Raw genomic sequence first — 21,581 nt, 5'->3', positions numbered from 1 at the left:
TTTGTGTTGTCGATTTGCGGACTTCGGCACCTTCTGTCACAGCAGAAAGTGCAAGATCGGCGGGGTGAGGCGGGGTGAGGCGGGGCGAGGCGGGGTGAGGCGGGGTGAGGCGGGGGTGGGGTGGGGTCAGTTGCCGGCTTGGGCCTGGGTTTGGAAGGCGGTTCGTTCGCTCGGCGGGACGAAGTCGCGGACCGGTTGGTCGCGCAGGGCGAAGGCGAGCACCTCGCCGACCGCGTTCACCATCTGGGCCTGCACCGCCTGACCGACCGCGTCCCGGGGATCGTCCGGGTTCGCGGCCATCGAGGCGACCGCGAGCTGCGGCGTGAACGCCACCACCGTCTCCGTCTCGTACCGTTCCGAACTGCCGGTCTTGCCCGCCACCGGACGGCCGAGCTTGGCCCGCAACCCGGGTGCGGTGGCGCCGTCGCAGCGCCCGTACATCGACTGGTCGCCGACCGGGCAGCGGGCCGCGTCGGTGGCCGCCCGCGCCACGTCGGGGTCGAGCACCTGTCGGCAGTCCGGCTTGGCGGCGTCGACCGGCCGCCCGCCCGAGTCGGTGATCGAGACCACCGGCAGCGGCGCACACCAGGTCCCCTCGGCCGCCACCGTGGCGTACGCGCTGGCCAGGTCCAACGGGGTGGTCGCCGCCACGCCCAGGGTGAACGGGCCCCAGTCCTTCGCGCCGTAGCGGGCCAGCTTGGCGTCGGACTCGGCCCGCAGCACGATGCCGAGCCGCTCGGCCATCTCCACCACCCGGTCGGCGCCGACCTTCTCGGTGAGCCAGGCGAAGTACGTGTTCACCGAGCGGCCGAACGCGCTCCACATGGTGCGGGGGCCGTCCATCGACGACGGGCTGGCGTTCGCCGGGCACCACCGTCCGTCGCAACTCGCCGCCCCGGTCACCGGGAAGCGGGTGAGCAACTGGGTCGGCGCCACGAAGTCGGTGGACAGCGGCAGGCCCGCCTCCAGCGCCGCCAGCAGGGTGAAGAGCTTGAAGGTGGAGCCGCCCTGGTAGCCCTCGATCGCGCCGCCGCCGGCGACCAACTGGTTGACGGTGTTCGGGCGGTTCTTCTGCCCGACCGGATTGTCCGCCACGCTGTAGGCCCGGTTCACCGACATCGCCAGCACCCGCCCGGTGCCCGGTTGCACCACCGCCGTGGGCACCGCCTCGGGCCTGGTCGTCGGGTAGATCTTCAACACCTGCTCGGTGGTGGCCCGCTGCACCCCCGGGTCCAGCGACGACACGATGGAGAACCCGCCGCGGCGCAGCGTGCGCTGCCGCTCGTCGGCGGTCGCCCCGAACGCGGACTGGCTGCTCCACCAGCGGGTGAACCAGTCGCAGAAGAAGCCCCAGTCGTTGTGCGCGTCGGGCACACCCGTGCAGTCGTTCGGGGTCTCGCTGGGCCGCAGTTGCAACGGCTCGGCACGTGCCGCCGCCGCCGCGTCCGCCGGCACCTGCGCCGTCTCCACCAGCCGCTCCAACACGTACGACCGCCGGGCCACCGCGCTGTCGGCGTCGCCGTTGATCGGATCGTCGCTGTCCGGCGAACGCACCAGACCGGCGAGCAGTGCCGCCTGGGCCAGGGTCAGCTCGGCCGGGGAGCGGGAGAAGTACCGCTTGCTGGCCGCCGCGATGCCGTACGCCCCGGCGCCGAAGTAGGCGATGTTCAGGTAGCGGGTCAGGATCTCGTCCTTGTCGAGTTCCCGCTCCAACGCGAGGGCGTACCGCATCTCCTGGAGCTTGCGGACGGTGGTGAGTTCGGTGGCGGCGTCCCGCTGTGCCTCGGTCAGTCGGGGGTCGTTGCTGAGCACGTTGCGGACGTACTGCATGGTCAGCGTGGAGGCACCCTGCCGGGTCTGGCCGTCGCGCTTGTTGACGGTGAACGCGCGCACCACGCCCCGCAGGTCGACCCCGCTGTGCTGGTAGAACCGGACGTCCTCGGCGGCCACGATCGCCTGGCGCATCACCGGGGCCACCTCGTGCAGCGGCACGTCCACCCGGTCCTCCTGGTAGAAGGAGGTGATCAGGGTGGTGCCGTCGTTGGCGTAGAGGTTGGAGCGCTGCGCGGTGGGCGGCGTCCGGAGGGTGTTCGGCAGCTCCGAGTACGGCGTCGACAGGGCGCTGAAGCCGATCCCGAAGACCAGGGCCGCGGGTAGGGCGGCAACGGCCAGCACCAACCCGGCCAGCACTCCGGCGATCACCACGGTCAGCAGTTTGTCGAGTTGGGCCCGGATCATCAGCTCTCCCCGCAGGAGCCGGTCACGCTAGGACCCGTTCAGAATGACCCGGAATGCCCCTTAAGCCCTGGGTTTTCCCCAAACCCGGAGGAAACTCGCACCACGCTCAGGGCAGCAGCGCGCCGGCCAGCGGGTGGACCGTCTCCTCGATCTCGTCGGCGACCCGGCTGAAGCACTGGTCGCCACGACCCCACGGGTCGTCCAGATCATCGGTGGTCAACGCCGAAGCGCCCAGCCGCGCGTCGTGAGCCGCCGCCACCAGGGCCACCCCCCGGGCGTACACGGCCTCCGGGGTGGCGTCACCCGGCGGCAGCGCGGCGGCGTCCACGGCGGCCAGCAGCCGGCCGAACTCGCCCAGCACGAACGTGCGGGCCGCCGCGTCCGGACGAAGCGCCACCACGTACTCCTGCTGGTCGGCGGTGGCGGTCAGGACCAGGTCGGCGGCGTCGATGTGGTCCGAACGCAGCTTGCGCGCGGCGAACCCCTCCACGTCCCCACCACGGCCGGTGACCTGCCGTGCCGCCGGCGGGTTCATCTCCTCGCCCGCGTGCCAGCCACCCGTGCCGGCGCTGTGGGTGTGCACCAGTTCCTCGGCCTGGGCCGGGTCCTGCGAACGCCGGGTCAGCCGCTCCCGCACCGCCAGGGCGAGCAGCCGCTCCGCCATCGGCGAGCGGCAGATGTTGCCCATGCAGACGTGCAGGACAGTGAACGGGGGCACTCAGACCGCCCGACCGTCGACGAGATCCGGGACCACGTCGCGCAACTTCTCCAGCGGGATCGCCCCGGCCCGCAGCAGCTGCGGCACCTCACCGGTCAGATCCACGATCGTGCTGGGCACCGGGTCCGGGCAGGGGCCGGCCTCCAGATAGGCCCGCACCGAGTAGCTGAGCTGGTCACGCGCCTCGTCGGCGGTGACCGCGGCCGGCTGGCCGGTCTTGTTGGCCGACGAGACCGCCATCGGGCCGGTCTCGCGCAGCACCTCCAACGCCACCGGGTGCAGCGGCATCCGCACCGCGACCGTGCCGGTCTTGTCGCCCAGGTCCCACTGAAGGCTCGGCGAGTGCTCGACCACGATCGTCAGGGCACCCGGCCAGAACGCCTCCACGAGGTCCCGTGCGGCCGTGGGCAGCGAGAAGACCAACCCGTCCAGGGTGTGCCGCGAGCCGATCAGCACCGGCGGGGGCATCTGCCGGCCCCGGCCCTTGGCATCGAGCAGCGCCTTCACCGCGTACGGGGTGAACGCGTCCGCGCCGATCCCATACACGGTGTCCGTCGGGAGAACGACCAGCTCGCCGTTCTTGACCGCCTCGATCGCCGCAGCGATGCCGCGGTCCCGATCGGCGGGCGACCGGCAGTCGTAGAGCATCACGAGGAGTCAGTCTGCCACGCCGCCCCGATCGGGGCGTGCTGGCCGTCCGCCCGTCGGGACGCGGTCGCGTAGCGGGGACGCCCGGTGAGGTCCAGATGCTCCGCGACAGCGGTGAAACCGCCGTCCTCGGCGAGCAGCCCGGGCACCGCCGCGCCGTGTGTGTCGTCGTGTTCCACGCCGAACACGCCCCCCGGGCGCAACAGCACCGCCGCCCGGGCGACGACCGGCCGGATCACCACCAGCCCGTCCGCGCCGCCGAAGACCGCCTCCGCCGGGTCGTGCCCGGCCACCTCCGGCGGGACCACCACGTCGTCCGGCACGTACGGCGGGTTGCAGAGCAGCACGTCCACCCGGCCCACCAGCTCCGCCAGCAGGTCCGGCGCGGTCACGTCGGCCTCGACCACCTCGATCGGCCGGTCCCCCGCCGCGGCGCGCTCCGCCGCGTTGCGCCGCAACCAGGCCAGCGCCGCCGGGGACCGCTCCACCGCGATCACCCGCGCTCCCGGCAGTTCCTGAGCCACCGCCAGGGCGATCGCGCCCGAGCCGCTGCACAGGTCCACCACCACCGGGTCGGGCCGTCCCTGGGCCTGCTCGACACCCCAGCCGGCCAACAGCTCGGTCTCCGGTCGGGGCACGAAGACACCCGGGCCGACCGACAGCTCCAGGTGCCGGAACCCGGCCCGACCGGTCAGGTGCTGCAACGGCTCGCGCGCGACGCGGCGACGCGTCAACTCGTCGAGCCGCACCAGCTGGTCGTCGCTGAGGTCGGCGGCGAGAGCCAACCGACCCCGGGGAACCCCGAGCACGTACGCCGCCAGCAACTCGGCCTCCACCCGGGCGGAACCGACCCCGGCGGCGGCGAGCGCGCGGGCCGCGCGGGCCACCGCGGCGGACGGCCGGATGGGGCCTGTCCCTTCGGGGGGGTGTTGCGGCAAAGTACTCACGACATAATCATGAAGCGTCGTCGGCGGCGTGACGAACAGGTGCGCCCAGGCGCGCACGACAGGAGGTTGACGGGTGGGCTGGCTCGACCGGGTCGATGACCAGGTTGACGCCCTGACGCACGCCCGGGCGTTGCAGGAGGCCAGCCGCTCCGCGGAGGCGTACGTCCTGCTGGAGCGTGTGATCCGCACCACCGACGACCCGGCGGCGCGAGCGGACGCGATGGTGCAGCGGCTCTCCGCGCTGATCAATCTCGGTCGGACCGCGGAGTTCACCAGGGCCATCGAAGAGGCGTCGGCGGCGGTCCGCGACCTCGCCGAGCCCTATCTGCACGGTCACCTCAACGCCCTCGCTGCGCTCGCCGCGCACCATCAGGGCGCACTGGACCGCTGCGTCATGCACCTCGTCCGGGCGGCCCGGGCGCTGGGCGCCGTCGCCGACCCGGACCGGGACACCGCCTGGGGCTGGCACGACCTGGCCATGGCCTACAGCTACCTCAGCTTCCACGGGTACGCCCTGGGGGCCATCGAGCGGGCCCGGCAGCTCGGGCTGACCGCCGGGATCCCGGAGGAGACGTTCGCCGCCCCCGGCATCCGACTGCGCAACGCCGTGGCCCTGGACCACAACGGCGACAGCGACGGTTGCCTGCGGGTGCTCCGGGACGTGGCCGCCGACCTGACCCGCTTCGTCCGCGCCGGGCGGGCCGGCCAGCTACGCCCGAGCAGCCTCGCCGCATACGGCTACGCTGCCGCTCGACAGGCCGCGCTCGGCGACCAGGTGGCGACCGAAGGCCCCGAGCCGGCCCGGTTGATCACCCACGGCGGGGACAGCGCCCGCGCCCGCGACCTGCGTCAACTCGGGCAGGTGTGCCTCGCCGTCGCCGACGGTCGGCCGATCGAGGCGGTCGCCCGACTGGACACCGTCCAGGTCTCCAACGAGACGCTCGGGGCGGCCGAGCCGGCCCGGCTGCGCAGCATCGCGTTGACCCGCGCCGGGGACCACCTGGCGGCGCACCGGGCCGACCGGCTGGCGTTCCGGCTCGCCGCGCAGCGCAACGACCGGCTGCGCGACGTCTACATCGACGGCATCGCCGCCCGCATCGACCACGAGGAGATGCGCCGCGAGGCGGCACGCTTCGAGGGCGAGGCGTTGACCGACCCGCTCACCGGGCTGCCCAACCGCCGCCGGTTGGAGCGCTACATCACGGCCGTGGTCACCCGTGGCGATCGAGTGGTGATCGGCGTCTGCGACCTGGACGGCTTCAAGGCGGTCAACACCCGGCACGGGCACCACTCGGGCGACCTGGTGCTGCAACGCATCGCCGGTGTGATCAACCGGGTGATGCGCCGAGGCGACTTCGTGGCCCGCTACGGCGGTGACGAATTCGTGGTGGTGCTGCCGGACACCGGCATGACCGAGGCCGCCGAGGTGGCCCGCCGGATCGAGGCCGCGGTCCGCCAAGAGGACTGGGAGTCGTTGGTCCCCGGCACCCCGGTCGGAGTCAGCATCGGCTTCGCCGAGGTCTCCGGTGGCAGCGGGCTGCGCGACGCGCTCAGCGTCGCGTTCGAGCAGGCCGACCGCGAGATGCTCCGCGCCAAGACCCGCCCCCGCGCGAGCTGATCACCCCTCGCGGGGTGGCCGGGGTCAGCGGCGGGTCAGCTCGGTGTCGCCGGCGAGCCGGGCGGCCCGGTCGGCCTCGGTGAGGGCGTCCAGCACCCCGTCCAACTCGCCACCGAGCGCCAGATCCAGGTTGTACGCGGTGTAGCCGATCCGGTGATCGGTGATCCGGTTCTGCGGGAAGTTGTAGGTGCGGATCCGCTCCGAGCGATCCACGGTACGCACCTGCGCCTTGCGCGCGTCCGAGGCGGCGGCGTCGGCCTGCTCCTGGGCGGCGGCGAGCAGCCGGGCCCGCAGGATCCGCATCGCCTGCTCCCGGTTCTGCAGCTGGGACTTCTCGTTCTGGCAGGAGACGACGATGCCGGTCGGCAGGTGGGTGATCCGCACCGCCGAGTCGGTGGTGTTCACCGACTGGCCACCCGGACCGGACGAGCGGAACACGTCGATGCGCAGCTCGTTCTGGTCGATGGTGACGTCGACGTCCTCGGCCTCCGGCAACACCAGCACCCCGGCGGCGCTGGTGTGGATCCGGCCCTGCGACTCGGTCACCGGGACACGCTGCACCCGGTGCACGCCGCCCTCCCACTTGAGGCGCGACCAGACGCCGTTGCCGCCGTCCGGCACACCCTTGGACTTGATCGCCAGGGAGACGTCCTTGACCCCGCCGAGGTCGGAATCCTGCGCGTCGATCACCTCGGTGACCCAGCCGTGCCGCTCCGCGTACCGGGTGTACATCCGCAGCAGGTCACCGGCGAACAGCGCCGACTCCTCGCCACCCTCACCGGCCTTGATCTCGACGATCACGTCCTTGGCGTCGTGCGGGTCACGCGGAATGAGCAGCTCGGCGAGCCGCTCCTCCAGCACCGGCAGGGACCCGGCGATGGCGTCCGCCTCGGCCGCGAAGGACGGGTCCTCGGCGGCCAGCTCGCGAGCCGCGGCCAGATCGGCGCGGGCCTGCTCCAACTCGTCGGCGGCCTTGTGCAGCGGCACCAGCTCGGCGTACCGGCGGCCGACCCTGCGCGCGGTGGCCTGGTCGGCGTGGATGGCCGGATCGGCCAAGCGCTTCTCAAGCTCCGCGTACTCGTCGAGAAGGCCGGCCAGACGCTCGCTGCTCATGCTGCGGATGCTCCTTCGACGGTGCGCGACGACCGGGCCGGGGCCGGGGGGCCAGCGGCCGGGCGGAAGCGGAGGAAAAAACGGACGGCGCCCGCGTCCGGCGAAAAACCGGACGCGGGCGCCGAACGAGGAGTTACTTGGCCTTCTTGGCCTGAACCTTGGCGTACTTCTGCTGGAACTTCGCGACCCGGCCGGCGGTGTCGAGAACGCGCTGCTTACCGGTGTAGAACGGGTGGCAGGCGCTGCAGGTCTCGGCGTGGATCGCCCCGCCCTTGGCGGTGCTGCGGGTCGTGAACGTGTTGCCACAGGAGCAGCTGACCTCGGTGGTCACGTACTCCGGGTGGATGTTTGCCTTCATGTCGCCTCGGTCCTCTCGTTGGTGGTCGCCGGGTCGCCGTCATCGCTCGTCGCGCCGTACGCGACGGGCTCGGGCGTGAACCGGAACCGGTGGCCGATTGACCAGTGTGCCATGGGCCTGAGCCGACCCGGTAGTCGGGCCGCACACCTCGTCCGGCATCGTCAACACGTGCCTACCCGTCCGCATTCCCGCCGCTCGGCGGGGCATTCGCGCACCCGGCGGATCGCCGCCAGGTACCCCGGCCGGGGTACGCCCGTCGAGCCGGAGGTGCGTCGATGACCCGCCTGATCGCCACCCGGGGACTGCCCGCCTCGGGCAAGACGACGTTCGCCCGCACGCTCCAGCCCTCCGTGGTCCGGGTCAACAGGGACGATCTGCGCCGGATGCTGCACGGTGAACGCTTGTTCACCCAGTGGGCCGAGGCCCAGGTGACCGTCGTCCAGCGGGCTCAGGTCGAGGCGTTGCTGCGGGCCCGCGCGGACGTCTGCGTGGACGACACCAACCTGCGCTCACGAACGCTGCGTGACTGGGCCGAGTTGGCCGCCCGCCACGGCGCGGACTTCGAGGTGCACGACTTCACCGACGTGCCGCTGGACGAGTGCCTGCGCCGCGACGCCGCCCGGCCGGCCGCCGAGCAGGTCGGCGCGGACGCGATCCGCCGGCTGCACGAGCGGTACCTGGAGGGTCGGGAGTTGCCGTTGCCGGTGCCGCAGGCCCGCACCGGACGCCCCGCCGTGGTGCACCCGCCGTCGACCGAGCCACCGGAGATCGTCCTGGTGGACATCGACGGCACCGTCGCGCTGGCCGTCTCCCGCAGCCCGTACGACATGACCCGGGTGGGCCAGGACGAGCCGAACACGGCGGTGATCGCGGCGGTCCGGGCGATGCACGCGGCCGGGTACGGGGTGGTCTTCTGCTCCGGGCGGGACGCCTCCGCCCGCGCGGCCACCGAGGCGTGGCTGGCCCAGCACGTACGAGTGCCCTACCTGGGCCTGCACCTGCGGGCCGTCGGCGACTCCCGCAAGGACTCGATCGTCAAGCGGGAGATCTACGACCGGGAGATCCGGGACCGCTACCGGGTGGCCGGCGTCTTCGACGACCGTGTCCAGGTGGTCCAGATGTGGCGATCCCTCGGTCTCACCGTCTTCCAGGTGGCCGACGGCGACTTCTGAGGTGTCCGGACGGGCCCCGCGCGTTGGGGGCCCGTCCGGACAGTTCACCCGGTGACGGTGATGGTGGCCTCGGCACGGGCGCCGTTGACCTCGACCGTCAGGCGTATCGGCGCGCCGGGCCGCAGTGCCGTCAGGGTTCCGGTGGCCGGGTCGAATCGGGCGGTGTGCCAGGGGCGCACCCCGGCCGCCGAGCCGACGTGCACTCCCGGCGAGGCCGACCAGTCGGCGCTGACCGGCGCGGCCACCGGGATCGTACGCCCACCGGGCTGGGTCAGCGTGGCGGTGACCGCCGCGGGGGTGCCGACCGCGACGCTGGCCGGGGCGGCCACCGTGAGGCGGTCGGCGTGCGCGTGGAACTCCGCGTCCACCCAGTGCGGGCCCTCGGCGAGCGGGTTGCGGCGGGCCCGGTCGGCCTCGGCCGGGGTGACCGGGTCCACGCCGAACTCCGTCCAGCCGGTGAAGCCGCCCTGGTCGGCGGGGGTGGACGGCGTCTTGCCCGCGTTGCCGTTGATCACGTACGGCACCCCGTCCACCCGGTCGGCGTGGAAGGTGCCGACGTGCCCGCCCACGAACAGCGCACCCTTGCCGGTGCGGTGCTGGAAGTCGGCCAGCCACTGCTCCAGCAGCGCCGCCTCCTTGCGGTCGCCGAGCTGGCTGGCCTGCGCCGGGCTGGGGTCGCGCGGCGGGTGGTGGTGCAGGACGACGACCGAACCCACGCGCCGGTCGGTGGCCGCCGCGTCCAGCGTCTCGCGGAGCATCCGCACCTGGTCGAAGCCCCCGCCGCGCAGCGTCCCGGTGGAGGAGTTCAGCGTGACGAACCGGGTGCCGTTGTGGTCGAACACCCGGGAGGTGGCACCGAACACGGCCGCGAAGTTGCTGATCGGGGCGCCCATGATCTCGTGGTTGCCGGGCACGTAGTACCAGGGCAGCGCGTCGCCCAACTCCTCGTCGAGGATCCGCCGGGCCAGCGCGAAGTCGGCCGGGTAGGCGGTGTCCACGAAGTCACCGTTGATCAGGAGGAAGTCCGGCCGGGCCGCCCGCACCTCGCGCAACGTCCGCCGGGCCTGGGCGACCAGGTCGCTGTCCGGGTCGGCGGCGACGAACTGGGCGTCGGAGAGCACCGCGAACCGCCACGGCGCGCCGTCCACGGTGCCGTCGCGGACCACCACCCGATCGGTACGCGGGGCCACCTCCGGCACGTCGACCGTCGGGGGCACCTTCGCCACCAGGTCGTCGATTATCACCTCGCTGGTGTAGTGCGCCGCGGCGTTCGTCTCGGCCACGTAGAAGCGGCGTACCCGCACCGGGTACTGCACCCCGGCCGGCACCGCGAACTCCACGTACCGCCAGCCGGTCCAGGTGATCAGCGGGCCGCGCAGCACGTGCTGGGTGTCCTGGGCGTCGTGCAGGTGCAGGCTGGGCCACTCCCCGGTGCCGTTGCCGTGGATCCACATCCCGAAGGCCTGCGGCTGACCGGGCACCTCGATCCAGGCGGGCGGGTCGGCGTACGCGGCCCGCGTGCCGGTGGACTGGCCGAAGTCGTACGACATGCGCAGGCCGGTGCCGGTGCGCCCTGGCGCGGGCGCGACCGACCCGCTGGCGCGGGCCTGGCTGAACCGCCAGGACGCGGCGTCGTCGAAACCCGCGACCGGCACGTCGGTCAGCCCGACGGTGACCGGCAGGACCACGCTCGTGCGTCCGACGCGAACGGTCACCAGTCCCGAGCCGGTGTCCCGCAACGCGGCGATGGACAGGTTGCCGTCCCCGGTGGGGGTGATCCGCAGCAGGTCCCGGTCGTAGTCGAGGGTGAAATCGGCCGGCTCGATCGGCGCGGTGTTGCCTTCGGCGTCGTACCCGACCACGCCGACCAGGGCGTTACCGTCCCGGCCGGTCAGCCCGACCCGCGGCGCGGTGGCGCCGATCCGGGCCAGCGGGCCGAGCACTGTGAGGTTCAGCGAGCCGCTGGCCCGCCCCCGTGCGGCGGTGACCGTGCTGGCCCCCGGTGCGGCGGCGTGGAACACACCGTCACGGTCGACCCGACCGCGTACCGCCGGGGTCGCCCGCCAGGTGGGGGTGCCGGCCGCCGGGCCGTACGTCTCGTCGTAGCCGGATGCGGTGAGGGTGCGGGTCAGCCCCGGGAAGACCCGGTCGGGTCGCCCACCTCGCACCGGTGAGACGCCCGGAGCGGCGGTGGGGTCGCTGGCCGTCTCGACCCAGTAGCCGGTGAGTCGCCCGCTGCCCTTCGGCGCGTAGATCGCCAGGCCGTTGGGCACGGCCCGCTCGCTGCCGTCGGAGGGGCCGTTCTCCAGCTGCACGGCGGGCGCGCCCGGCTCCCGGGCCAGCAGCGTGGACGATCCGCCACCATCCAGGTTGAGCGCGTGGTGGGCGCCCAGCTCGGCCATCATCCGGCCCATCTCGGTCTGCGTCACGCCGCGGCTGTCGACCTGACGGCCGTCCACCGTCAGCATGATCATCTTTCGACCGTCGGCGCTGAAACCGACGGCGGTGCGAGGGGCGAGGGTCGGGTCGGCGATGCTCTGCACGACGCCGTCGCGGACCAGGACGTTGCCGCCCCCGACCGCCGCGTGCAGGATGCTGCCGTCGGAGGGCTTCGGCCGCCAGGCCACCGCCACCGGGTCACCGGGGCGCAGGCCGGCCAGCGCGTCCGCGCCGAGATCGCGGCCGAGCAGCACGGTGCTGCCCGCGACGATCGGGCCGCTACCGGCCACGCTTGCCACCGAGGCCACCCGACCGCCGGTCACGGTGACCTCGACCACCCGGGCCGCGCCCTCCACCGCACGCTGCCGGGAGTACGTCCCCCACAGCTCGGTGAAGGCGCCGATGCCGTCGGCCTGCACCATGTTGTTGAACTGGGTCAGCGGGACCGGCCCGGTGGGCAGGGTGGCGCTGCCGTCGAAGTTCACCTCGATCACCCGCCCGAGCCCGTTCGTGGTGACCGCCACCGCGTTGCGGTGACCGCTGACCCCCGACTGGATCAGCTCGCCGTTCCGGACGCCGACGCCCTGGGCGGCGCCGGAGTTGTTGATGTCGAAGAAGTCGCCGTTGACCGCGGCGACCGCGCGTGACTGGTCCACCGCCTTTCGCAGCGGCTCGGCTCGGCTGACCGCGCCGGAGTTGACGTAGTCGACGGTGGAGCCGCCGGCCAGGTCGGTGGTGAGGGCGTCGGCGCGCAGCCAGCCCTCGGCGTCGTACCGGTCGAAGGACGTCAGCCGCACGCCCGGCGCGACCGGCCGGGTGGCCTTCGTGGTCTCCAGCCCACCGGCCGGCTCCAGGCCAGCAGCGACGGCGGTCGGGGCGGTCGCGACCGTCGGGGCGGCGGCCAGGCTGACCGAGCCGGCCGGGCGGGAGGACGCGGGCGGCGCGTCCTCGGCGATGGTGGGTGAGGCCACTGACGATGAGGCCATGGTGGGCGGGTCGATGGTGGGCGCGGCGGTGGCCGGCGGCGACAGGGCCAGGGCGAGCAGCGGCGTCAGCAGCAGGACGCCGGTGCGGCGGGCGGATCGTCTGCGGGTACGCATGGACCACAGTCAACCCGGCAATGAATAGAAGTTTCAATACCTGTCGACTGAACCGAAGGAAAATTCCACTACCTCGTGGCGCGGGCATCAACTCCCACCCGCTGCGGCTCCCGCCGACCGGGGGTGTCGGGCCGCGGGGACATGACGAAGGGGCACGGCCGCGATGGCCGTGCCCCTTCGTCGTCACCCGGGGATGGTTACTCCCCCGGCGTCGACTTCGCGATCTGCATCAGGAACTCGATGTTCGTGCGGGACTGCTTGAGCCGGTCCAGCAGGAGATCCATCGCCGCCTGCGAGTCCAGCGAGTGCAGCACCTTCCGGAGCTTGTGGATGATGGCCAGCTCTTCCGGTGCGAGCAGGACCTCTTCCTTACGCGTACCGGACGGGTTGATGTCGATGGCCGGGAAGGTCCGCTTGTCGGCGATCTTCCGGTCCAGCTTCAACTCGGCGTTGCCGGTGCCCTTGAACTCCTCGAAGATGACCGTGTCCGCCATGGACCCGGTCTCCACCAGCGCCGTGGCGATGATGGTCAGCGACCCGCCGTTCTCGATGTTGCGGGCCGCGCCGAGGAAGCGCTTCGGCGGGTAGAGCGCGGTGGAGTCGATACCACCCGACATGATCCGACCGCTGGCCGGCGCCGCCAGGTTGTACGACCGCCCGAGCCGGGTCACCGAGTCGAGCAGCACGACGACGTCGTGTCCAAGCTCGACGAGGCGCTTGGCCCGCTCGATGGCCAACTCCGCCACCGTGGTGTGGTCCTGCGGCGGACGGTCGAACGTGGCCGCGATGACCTCGCCCTTGATCGACCGCTGCATGTCGGTGACCTCTTCAGGCCGCTCGTCCACCAGCACCACCATCAGGTGGCACTCCGGGTTGTTGCGGGTGATCGCGTTCGCGATCGCCTGCAGCACCATCGTCTTACCCGCCTTGGGCGGAGACTGGATGAGTGCCCGCTGGCCCTTGCCGATCGGCATGACCAGGTCGATGACCCGGGTGGTCAGGATGTGCGGCTCGGTCTCCAGCCGCAGGCGCTCCTGCGGGTAGAGCGGGGTGAGCTTGTAGAACTCCGGACGACGCCGGGCCTCCTCCGGCTCCATCCCGTTGATCGTGTCCAGCCGCATCAGCGGGTTGTACTTGTCGCGCCGCTGGTCGCCGCTGTTGCCGCCCTCTCGGGCCGCCCGCACCGCACCGGTGATCGCGTCACCGCGGCGCAGGCCGTACTTCTTGATCTGGGACATCGAGACGTACACGTCGTTCGGGCCGGCCAGGTAACCGGTCGTCCGTACGAAGGCGTAGTTGTCGAGCACGTCGATGATGCCGGCCACCGGGACGAGCACGTCGTCCTCGTTGACCTGCGGCTCACGCCCGCCGGTGTCGGCACCGGTCTCGGTGCGCTCGCCACGGCCACGGCGACGGTCCCGGAAACGGCTGCGCCGGCCACGCCGGCCGCCGCCCTCGTCGTCGTCGTCGCTGTCCCGCTCGACACGCTGACCACGGTCGTTGCGGTCGTTGCGGTCGTTGCGGTCACCGCGGTCGGGTCGGTCGTTGCGCTCGGCCCGCTCACCCCGGTCGGAACGCTCGCCCCGATCGTTGCGCTCGGCACGCTCGCCACGATCGGAACGCTCGCCCCGGTCGTTGCGCTCGGCCCGCTCACCCCGGTCGGAACGCTCGGCACGATCGCCCCGGTCGGCACGCTCGGTCCGCTCGCCCCGGTCGGCACGCTCGCCACGGTCGGCACGCTCGGCACGCTCGCCCCGGTCGGCACGCTCGGCACGCTCCGGACGCTCGGCCCGGTCGCGGCGGTTCTCGCCACGGTCGGCCCGCTCGCCGGCTTCCGCCTCGTCGGTACGCGCCTCGGTCGCCCGCGCCTCAGTCGCCCGCGCCTCGGTCGCCCGCTCCTCAGCGGGGCGAGCCTCGGTGGTACGGGCCTCCGCCGTTGCGGTCCGGCTCCGCCGGGTGCGACTACGGCCCTCGGTCCCGGCGGCCGGCTCGGCCGGCGCCTGCTCGGCACCGCGTCCTTCGGCTGCCGGCCGGTCGGCGGTCTCCCGCACCTCGGCGCGCACCCCCTCACGGGTCGGGGCGGCCGCGGCCGCGACCTCGGCCCGTGGTCGAGGGGTCCCGGCGGCGTTGCCGCCCTGCCGCTCGGAAATCGCGGCGATCAGCTCGCCCTTGCGCATGCGAGCCGTGCCGGAGATGCCGAGCGACGCAGCCAGGCTCTGCAGCTCTGGCAGCAGCATCGCCGACAGACCGGTGCCGCTACGCCGACGACGGGCGGGAGCGGCGGCGGTGGCATCGCCAGCGACGTTGGAAACATCCGACGTCACGTCGGTGGTGTCGCTCAATGGATTCCTTCCCTCGATAAGGCCGGGACTGCCCGGAGTCGGAGCTCAGGTGGCCGGGCGGCCTCGGTGCACCCGCCTCGCAAGGACGCGTCGCGGGAGTCTGTGACACAGCAGCCGGTCGGTATCCCGACTCACCAACGTCGGTGAGCAGGTCTCGCCGTCTGCGGCGACCTGTGGAAACTGCGGTGCGGCGTGGGCCTTTGGCAGGGGTAGACGGGCTGACCGCCGAGAGCTTCGGGGGTGCGCCGCCCCGCAGGAGATCGCGTGCTTCGCGGCTGTGCTAGGTCTAGAGCGTAATCAACTCTTCCGACCTGCGGCAACAGGGTCCCGCTCGGCGTGTCCAAGTCTACCCCGTGCGACCCGCGCGCCGCTGACGTCTATCGGTAACTGCCAGATCTCCCAGTCTGTTCCCACTGGGAAGCCCGCTGGAGGCTGGCTGAGCGCCAGCACAGTCGGCCCCGCCCCACTGACCACAGCTGCCACATCGGCCGCTCGCAACGCTCTGACCAGGGCAGACGTGCCTGGCATCCCGGCTGCGCGGTAATCCTGATGGAGCCGGTCGACGGTGGCCGGCAGCAGCAGGGTCGGGTCCGTGGTGAGCGCGTGCACCAGCAGTGCTGCCCGCCCGGCGGTCAACGCGGCGTCACTGTGCGGCACGGTTGCCGGCAGAGCCGCCCGCGCGGTCGCGGTCAAACCGTGTTCCGCCGGAACGAAAACAGTGGGCCGCACCGCGGCGGCGACCGGCAGGGAGACCGCCCGGGCGCCGCCCGGCTCGGACCAGGCCACCGTGAAACCGCCGAGCAGGCACGGCGCCACATTGTCGGGGTGGCCCTCGATCTCGGCGGCCAGCCGCAGCGCGCCGGCGTCGTCGAGGCGGTGCTCCCCATCGACGACCAGGGCGCGGGCCAGCAGCACCCCGGCGACGATCGCGGCGGACGAGGAGCCCAGCCCACGTGCCTGGGGGATCCGGTTGACGCATTCCACGCTCAGCCCCGCGGGGTGGGCCCCGAGCACGTCGAACGCGGCGCGCATGGCCCGCACCACCAGGTGCCGGTCGTCGTCGGGCAGCTCACCGGCGCCCTGCCCGGTCACTGTCACCCGGACACCGCCCGAGGCGACCTCGGCGGCCACGTCGTCGTAGAGCCCGAGGGCGAGACCCAGCGCGTCGAAGCCCGGGCCCAGGTTGGCGCTGGTCGCCGGGACGCGGACCCGGACCGGCTCGGCGGTGAAGTTCGTCGGCACGCGCTCATGCTAGGGGTCGGGACCGACGAACCGGTCCCGCGCCCGCTGCCTGGGACCGCCGAATTCAGCCGGCCGGGTCCGGGACCCGCTCGACGGCCGGATCGGTGAGCGACAGCCGGCGGGTGGCGATCCGCCAGCCGACCGCGTACACGAGGGTGATCAGGCCGCAGCCGGCGAGCACGACCCGTTCGTCGACCGAGTCCACCACCAGGGCCACCGCCAGTTGACTCACCGAGATCGCCAGCGTCGCCAGCATCATGTCGGTGGCGAAGACGCGGCCCCGCAACCGGTCCGGAACTTCGCCCTGAAGGGCGAAGTTCGACATCACCCAGTTGCTGCCACCCGCGAAGTGCGCCACGAAGACCAGCAGCAGCACCAGCGGAAACCATCGCACCACCGAGGTGCCCAGGTAGGACAGGCCGTAGAGCGACATGGACAGCGCGAGCCCGGGCAGCAGCCAGGCCCGGTTGGTCAACACCCGGCGCATCAGGATCGGCCCCACCAACGCTCCCGCCCCGCGTACCGCGAAGAGCAGGCCGGCGCCGAGCGGGCCGACACCGTACACGCCGGCCAGCAGCGGAAACACGGTCAACACGCCGTTGCCCAGGCCCACTGCGGACTTGACCGTGACCAGCGCGAGCACCCGGGGGCGGTGACCGATGTAGCCGAGCGCCTCGCGGACCGCCGACCAGGTCCGCTGGGCCGGTTGGTCGGCATCCCGGGGCGCCTGCAACGGCCGGCGGATCCGGGTGGCGATGGCCGCAGCCATCGCGAGGCCCGCCGCCGCCACCCAGAAGCAGACGTACGGGCCGGCAGCGGTGCTGAGCACGCCGCCGAGCGAGGCACCGACCACGGTCATGGTGCCCCAGGCCGAGCCGGCGACGGCGTTGCCCGCGGCGAGTTCGTGCGGCTCCAGAACGTTGGGCAGCGCGGCCTGGGCGGCCGGCGAGTAGAACGCCTTGGCGACCGCCACCACGCCGATCGCGACCAGCGCCAGCCAGGCCGTTCCGGCGTTGCGCACGCCGAGCAGCAGCAGTACACCCGCCAGCGCGGCCACGTTCGCGGCGATCATGACCTTCCGGCGGTCGAAGCGGTCGGCGATCGTGCCGGTGTACGGCAGCAGCAACGCCACGATGCCGGTGTCCACCGCCAACACCAGCGCGCCCCAGACTCCACTGCCGGTCAGGTGCGGCAGCAGCACCAGCAGCGGCACCATGACGAACCAGTCGGCGCCGAAGACCACCAACTCGGCGAGGAACAGGTTGCGGAAGCTCCGATTGCCGGTCAGAACCGAGAGGGTGGACGCCACGGAGCGCGACCCTACCTGGTCGTGGTCGCAGCCATACCCGCTCCCAGCAGCGCCGAGACCGTGACGAAGGTGTAGCCGCGCGACCGTAGCCCGTTGATCATGTCGGTCAGCCCCCGCAGTGCGACCAGCCGCCGGCGCGCCCCCACATCGTGGCCGAGCACGATCGTTCCCGGTCGGACCTCGGCCACGATCCGTCGGGCGTGACCGGCCGGATCGTCGGGGAACTCGCGCTCCACCATCTGCAACGACCAGAGCACCAGGCGATAGTCCAGCCGGGCCGCCGCGTGCAGCACCGCCCCGCCCAGGTGACCGTACGGCGGGCGGAGGAGCGCGGGCGGCACCCCGGTCAGGTCGGCGATCGCGTCGTGGCTGCGGCGCAGGTCGTCGTACGCCTCGGCGGCGTCCAGTTCGGCCAGGTCCCGGTGCTCCCAGCTGTGGTTTCCCACCTCGTGCCCGGCGAGCCGGTCGCGGACGACGTCGGCGTGCCGGCGGACCTGCGCCCCGACCATGAAGAAGGTGGCCGGCACCCGGTGCTGGGCCAGGGTGTCGAGCACCATGGGAGTCCACTGTGGTGCCGGGCCGTCGTCGAAGGTGAGGGCCACCAGGCGCTGGTTGGTCTGCCCCGACCAGACGACCTCCAGCGCGCCGGAGCCGACGTCCTGCTGGCCGTTACCGAGGGTGGTGCCGGCGGGGCCGCCGGCGATCGGTATCCGACGATGGGTGACCCGCCACGCCTCGGACGTCCCGGCGCCGATGGCCACACCGCCCGCCACCAGCAGGCCACGGCGCAGCAGATCGCGTCGCCCCCACCCGCGCGCGCCCTCGGCCATCCGCCTGCCCTCGCTTCACCCACACCCCACCCGCCTACGAGGAGTATGCAAGAAGTTACGCAAAGTGTGGGGTCGTCGAGTCGGAGTGTCTTCGGTCGGATGAGCCTGGAACGCCCCCGGCGAAAATCCGCCGGGGGCGTTCCGAACCGCGCTGTGACCTACTCGGTCGGCTCCGCCGGAGGCAGCGGCGAGGTGCGGCTACGGGGCAGCCGCAGCACCTCGAACTGGTCCGTGCCCTCCACCAACGCGGCCGACGGCGCGGGTCGCCCGGCCGGCTGCACACCCTCGGCCGCGACCGGGGCGGGCGCCCCGCTCGGCACCGCGACCTGGTTCGGCGCTGGCACCTCGTCGGTCTCCGTCGTGGTCACCGCCGTCCCTCCGGAGCGCCGCCGTGCGCGCCGACCCCGCAGCGACTCCTTGGTGTGCTCCACCATCGTGTACAGCGTCGGCACCAGGATCAGGGTGAGCAGCGTCGAGCTGAGCAGACCACCGATCACCACGACCGCCAGCGGCTGAGAGATGAAGCCGCCCTCACCGGTCAACCCGAACGCCATCGGCAGCAGCGCGAAGATGGTCGCCACCGCCGTCATCAGGATCGGGCGCAGCCGGCGCCGGCCACCCTCGACCACCGCCTCCTGGACCCCCATGCCCTGCGCACGGTACTGGTTGATGAGATCGAGCAGGACGATGGCGTTGGTCACCACGATGCCGACCAGCATCAGCACGCCGATCAGCGCCGGCACGCCGAGCGGCGTCCCGGTGGCCAGCAGCAGGCCGATCGCGCCGGTCGCCGCGAACGGGATGGAGATCAGCAGAATCAGCGCCTGGGTGAGGCTGCGGAACGTGGCCACCATGATCAGGAACACGATCGCGATCGCGGCCAGCACCGCCAGGCCCAGATCACCGAACGCGTCCGCCTGGTCCGCGCTGACACCACCGATGGTGAAGCTCGCACCCGGCACATTGATGCCGTCCAGCCGCTTCTGCAACTCCTGGCTCGTCGCACCCAGGTTCGAGCCGGTCGCGGCACCGGTCACCGACACGCTGCGCTCACCGTCGATTCGGCTGACCTGTTGCGGCCCCTCGCCCTGCGTGACTTCCGCGATGTCGCCCAGCTTGACCGGCCCCACCGGCAGCGCACGCAACTGCTCCACCGACATCGGCGGCTGCGTACCCAGCCGCAGCACCACGTTCTGCTGCTGGCCGTCGAGCGTGACCTGACCCAGCGGCGCTCCCCGGAACGCCTGCGACACGAGCTGCCCCACGGCGGCCTCGGTGAGCCCGGCCCGACCGGCCGCGACCCGGTCGACGGTCACGTCGACCCGCGGCACCTGCGCGGCAAGGCTGGTGGTGACATCCTCGACGTCCGGCACACCGGCCATCGCCGTACGGGCCTCCTCGGCGGCCCGGGTCAGCACCTCCGGGTCGGTGGCCTGGACGATCACCTCCAGCTGGCTGGTCGACGCCTCCTGCCCGCCGCCAAAGCTGATCTCACCCACACCGGTGCCGAGCTTGTCGAACTCCTCGCGCAACACCTCACGCATCTGCTTCGCGTCGGTGTCGCCGTCGAGCGCCAGCGACCAGGTCGCGATGTTGTTGCCGCCGCCCCCGAACGGGTTGTCCCCGCCGCCGGCGGTCACCTGGTACGTCTCCACGCCCTCGGTACGGGACAGCACCGACTCGACCTGCTTGGCCGCCGCGTCGGTGGCCGCGAGGCCACTGCCGGCCGGCAGCTCCTGGCTCATGTTGAGGGTGTCCTGGCCGGAGTCGTCCAGGAAGTTGGTCTCCAACTTCTGCGCGAGGCCGAAGGTGCCGAAGAGCACCAGCAGGCCGAGCCCGACGGTGATCCAGCGGGTCGACCGCTTGCGGGTGGCGAACCCGATCACCGGCAGGTAGGCCCGCTGCAACGGGCTGCGCAGCTCCTTCTCCTCCGCGCCGCGCCGCACCGCCTCGTCGTCGGCCGTGCCGCCGCGCGGCTTGAGGAACCAGTACGCGAGGACCGGGATCACGGTCAGCGACACCAGCAGCGAGGCGAGCAGGGCCACCGTCACGGTGATCGCGAACGGCGCGAAGAGCTGGCCCACGAACCCGCCGACCAACGCGATCGGCGCGAACACCGCCACGGTGGTGAGGGTGGACGCGGTCACCGCGCCGGCCACCTCACGGACGCCGGTGATGATGGCGTGCCGCTTCTCCTCGCCGTACTCCAGGTGTCGTTTGATGTTCTCCAACACGACAATCGAGTCGTCCACCACCCGGCCGACCGCGATGGTCAGCGCACCGAGGGTGAGCAGGTTGAGCGAGTAGTCGCCGATCCACAGGGCGATCAGCGCCACCAGCACGGAGAGCGGGATGGAGACGGCGGTGACCACCGTCGAGCGCACCGACAGCAGGAAGACCAGGATGACGATGACCGCCATCACCAGGCCCAGCAGGCCCTCGGTGGTCAGCGACTCGATCGACTTCTCGACGAACGGTGCCTGGTCGAAGACCACGGTCAGCTCCGCGCCGGAGGCGTCCTTCAGGTCGTCGAGCCGGTCGCGGATATCGTGCGAGATCTGCACCGCGTTGCCGTCCGGCGCGGCGGTGACCGCGATGCCGAGGCTGTCCTTGCCGTTGGTCCGGGTGATCGCGGTGGCCGGAGCGAGTTGCTGCTCGACGCTCGCCACATCACCGAGACGCACGGGCGTCGCGCCCGGGGACACCACGATGCCGCGCAGGTCCTCCAGGGTGGCGATCGGCGTGCCGACCTGCACCGGAAGGGACAGCGCGCCGTCGGTCACCGCCCCAGCGGGAACCGCCACGCCGTTGGTCTTCAGCGCCGCACCGATCGCCGTCGGCTGGACCTTCGCCGCGGCCAACTTAGCCGGGTCCGGGGTGACCAGCACGATGTCATCGCGGGTGCCGGTCACCTCGACCGTGCGAACCCCCTCGACGCCCTCCAGCTCCGGCACCACCGCCGTACGCAGCTTCTCGGCCAGCGCCCGCTCGTCCCCCGCGCCGGTCGCGGCCAGCACGACCGCCGGAAGGTCGTCCGTGCTACCGGCGATGACCTGCGGGTCGACGCCCTCCGGCAGCTGGGAGTCGATCCGGCTCAGCGCGGTCTGCATCTTGTTGACCACGTCGTCCAGGTCGGTGCCGAACTCGTACATCACCTGGACGGTGGCCGAGCCCTCGCGGGACGTGGAGGTGACCTGGTCCAGCCCCGGGATGCCCTGGAGGGCGTTCTCGATCGGCTCGGTGACCTGCGACTCGACGATCTCGGGGCCGGCACCGGGGTAGGGAGCCACGATGAACGCGGCCGGGAATTCGAGCGACGGCAGCAGTTGCTGCTTCAGCGATGGCACGGCGAACGCTCCGAACGCCGTAATCACCACCGCGATGAGGGCGACAAGCCCTCGGTTGGCGAGGCTGAATCTGGCGAGCAGCGACATCGGCCTGGTTCACTCCTGAACGAGAATGCGGGCGGGGATACCCGAAAGTGTGCCGGACTCGCATACCCCGACC

At 72.4% G+C, this 21,581-nt stretch carries 14 protein-coding genes; 2 read left to right on the top strand and 12 right to left on the bottom strand.

What is annotated here, in order from left to right; all coding sequences use genetic code 11:
* Positions 1–126 precede the first annotated feature (126 nt).
* From ACFYP0_RS21590 to prmC, 4 genes are all read right to left on the bottom strand, one after another.
* Positions 127–2,238, bottom strand: coding sequence for a transglycosylase domain-containing protein (locus ACFYP0_RS21590; RefSeq protein ID WP_356976623.1), 2,112 nt, complete (start codon positions 2,236–2,238; stop codon positions 127–129).
* A gap of 106 nt (positions 2,239–2,344) precedes the next feature.
* Positions 2,345–2,956: an arsenate reductase/protein-tyrosine-phosphatase family protein gene (locus tag ACFYP0_RS21585; RefSeq protein ID WP_124855090.1), complete on the bottom strand. Its 612-nt coding sequence runs from the start codon at positions 2,954–2,956 to the stop codon at positions 2,345–2,347.
* Positions 2,957–3,604, bottom strand: a complete 648-nt coding sequence (locus ACFYP0_RS21580) for an L-threonylcarbamoyladenylate synthase (RefSeq protein WP_091406475.1) — start codon at positions 3,602–3,604, stop codon at positions 2,957–2,959.
* Positions 3,604–4,551, bottom strand: a complete 948-nt coding sequence (prmC, locus tag ACFYP0_RS21575; RefSeq protein WP_356976625.1) for a peptide chain release factor N(5)-glutamine methyltransferase — start codon at positions 4,549–4,551, stop codon at positions 3,604–3,606. Before prmC ends, ACFYP0_RS21580 begins: the two co-directional genes overlap by 1 nt.
* Before the next feature lie 73 nt (positions 4,552–4,624).
* Between prmC and ACFYP0_RS21570 the strand changes: the two genes are divergently transcribed.
* On the top strand, positions 4,625–6,169 hold the full coding sequence (locus tag ACFYP0_RS21570; protein ID WP_124855086.1) for a GGDEF domain-containing protein: 1,545 nt from the start codon (positions 4,625–4,627) through the stop codon (positions 6,167–6,169).
* 24 nt (positions 6,170–6,193) lie between these two features.
* Here the strand turns inward: ACFYP0_RS21570 and prfA are convergent, their stop codons facing one another.
* Positions 6,194–7,282, bottom strand: coding sequence for a peptide chain release factor 1 (gene prfA / locus ACFYP0_RS21565; protein WP_355494454.1), 1,089 nt, complete (start codon positions 7,280–7,282; stop codon positions 6,194–6,196).
* Between the two features lie 133 nt (positions 7,283–7,415).
* Positions 7,416–7,640 (bottom strand): 50S ribosomal protein L31, encoded by a 225-nt coding sequence (rpmE, locus tag ACFYP0_RS21560; RefSeq protein ID WP_030333150.1) that lies wholly within the window; start codon positions 7,638–7,640, stop codon positions 7,416–7,418.
* A 275-nt stretch (positions 7,641–7,915) separates the two neighbouring features.
* Here rpmE and ACFYP0_RS21555 point away from each other — a divergent pair, with 275 nt between their 5' ends.
* The gene (locus tag ACFYP0_RS21555; RefSeq protein WP_355494455.1) at positions 7,916–8,812 is read left to right on the top strand and encodes a phosphatase domain-containing protein; all 897 of its coding nucleotides are present in this window, start codon (positions 7,916–7,918) and stop codon (positions 8,810–8,812) included.
* A 44-nt stretch (positions 8,813–8,856) separates the two neighbouring features.
* On the opposite strand, the gene ACFYP0_RS21550 is transcribed toward ACFYP0_RS21555, so the two are convergent.
* From ACFYP0_RS21550 to ACFYP0_RS21525, 6 genes are all read right to left on the bottom strand, one after another.
* Positions 8,857–12,351: a phosphodiester glycosidase family protein gene (locus ACFYP0_RS21550; RefSeq protein ID WP_386997334.1), complete on the bottom strand. Its 3,495-nt coding sequence runs from the start codon at positions 12,349–12,351 to the stop codon at positions 8,857–8,859.
* A gap of 197 nt (positions 12,352–12,548) precedes the next feature.
* Positions 12,549–14,693, bottom strand: coding sequence for a transcription termination factor Rho (rho, locus tag ACFYP0_RS21545; protein WP_386997332.1), 2,145 nt, complete (start codon positions 14,691–14,693; stop codon positions 12,549–12,551).
* A 297-nt stretch (positions 14,694–14,990) separates the two neighbouring features.
* Positions 14,991–15,935, bottom strand: a complete 945-nt coding sequence (gene thrB / locus ACFYP0_RS21540) for a homoserine kinase (RefSeq protein ID WP_355494458.1) — start codon at positions 15,933–15,935, stop codon at positions 14,991–14,993.
* A gap of 64 nt (positions 15,936–15,999) precedes the next feature.
* Positions 16,000–17,244 (bottom strand): MFS transporter, encoded by a 1,245-nt coding sequence (locus ACFYP0_RS21535; RefSeq protein ID WP_355494459.1) that lies wholly within the window; start codon positions 17,242–17,244, stop codon positions 16,000–16,002.
* Positions 17,245–17,255: 11 nt separating this feature from the next.
* Positions 17,256–18,074 carry a polysaccharide deacetylase family protein gene (locus ACFYP0_RS21530; protein WP_355494460.1) on the bottom strand — a complete coding sequence of 273 codons (819 nt, stop codon included), beginning with the start codon at positions 18,072–18,074 and terminating at the stop codon, positions 17,256–17,258.
* Between the two features lie 158 nt (positions 18,075–18,232).
* The gene (locus ACFYP0_RS21525) at positions 18,233–21,508 is read right to left on the bottom strand and encodes an efflux RND transporter permease subunit (RefSeq protein WP_355494461.1); all 3,276 of its coding nucleotides are present in this window, start codon (positions 21,506–21,508) and stop codon (positions 18,233–18,235) included.
* Positions 21,509–21,581: the final 73 nt, after the last annotated feature.

Source organism: Micromonospora arida (assembly GCF_042873195.1).
GTDB classification, from domain to species: domain Bacteria; phylum Actinomycetota; class Actinomycetes; order Mycobacteriales; family Micromonosporaceae; genus Micromonospora; species Micromonospora arida.
The sequence above is the reverse complement of the archived record's forward strand: the minus strand, read 5'-3'. Positions and strand labels throughout refer to the sequence as shown.

Bases quoted from the DNA above. Each gene is read 5' to 3' on its own strand.
- prfA (WP_355494454.1), bottom strand. From the start codon at position 7,282: ATGAGCAGCGAGCGTCTGGCCGGCCTTCTCGACGAGTACGCGGAGCTT.
- ACFYP0_RS21555 (WP_355494455.1), top strand. From the start codon at position 7,916: ATGACCCGCCTGATCGCCACCCGGGGACTGCCCGCCTCGGGCAAGACG.
- ACFYP0_RS21590 (WP_356976623.1), bottom strand. From the start codon at position 2,238: ATGATCCGGGCCCAACTCGACAAACTGCTGACCGTGGTGATCGCCGGA.
- ACFYP0_RS21525 (WP_355494461.1), bottom strand. From the start codon at position 21,508: ATGTCGCTGCTCGCCAGATTCAGCCTCGCCAACCGAGGGCTTGTCGCC.
- ACFYP0_RS21580 (WP_091406475.1), bottom strand. From the start codon at position 3,604: ATGCTCTACGACTGCCGGTCGCCCGCCGATCGGGACCGCGGCATCGCT.
- rpmE (WP_030333150.1), bottom strand. From the start codon at position 7,640: ATGAAGGCAAACATCCACCCGGAGTACGTGACCACCGAGGTCAGCTGC.
- ACFYP0_RS21550 (WP_386997334.1), bottom strand. From the start codon at position 12,351: ATGCGTACCCGCAGACGATCCGCCCGCCGCACCGGCGTCCTGCTGCTG.
- ACFYP0_RS21530 (WP_355494460.1), bottom strand. From the start codon at position 18,074: ATGGCCGAGGGCGCGCGCGGGTGGGGGCGACGCGATCTGCTGCGCCGT.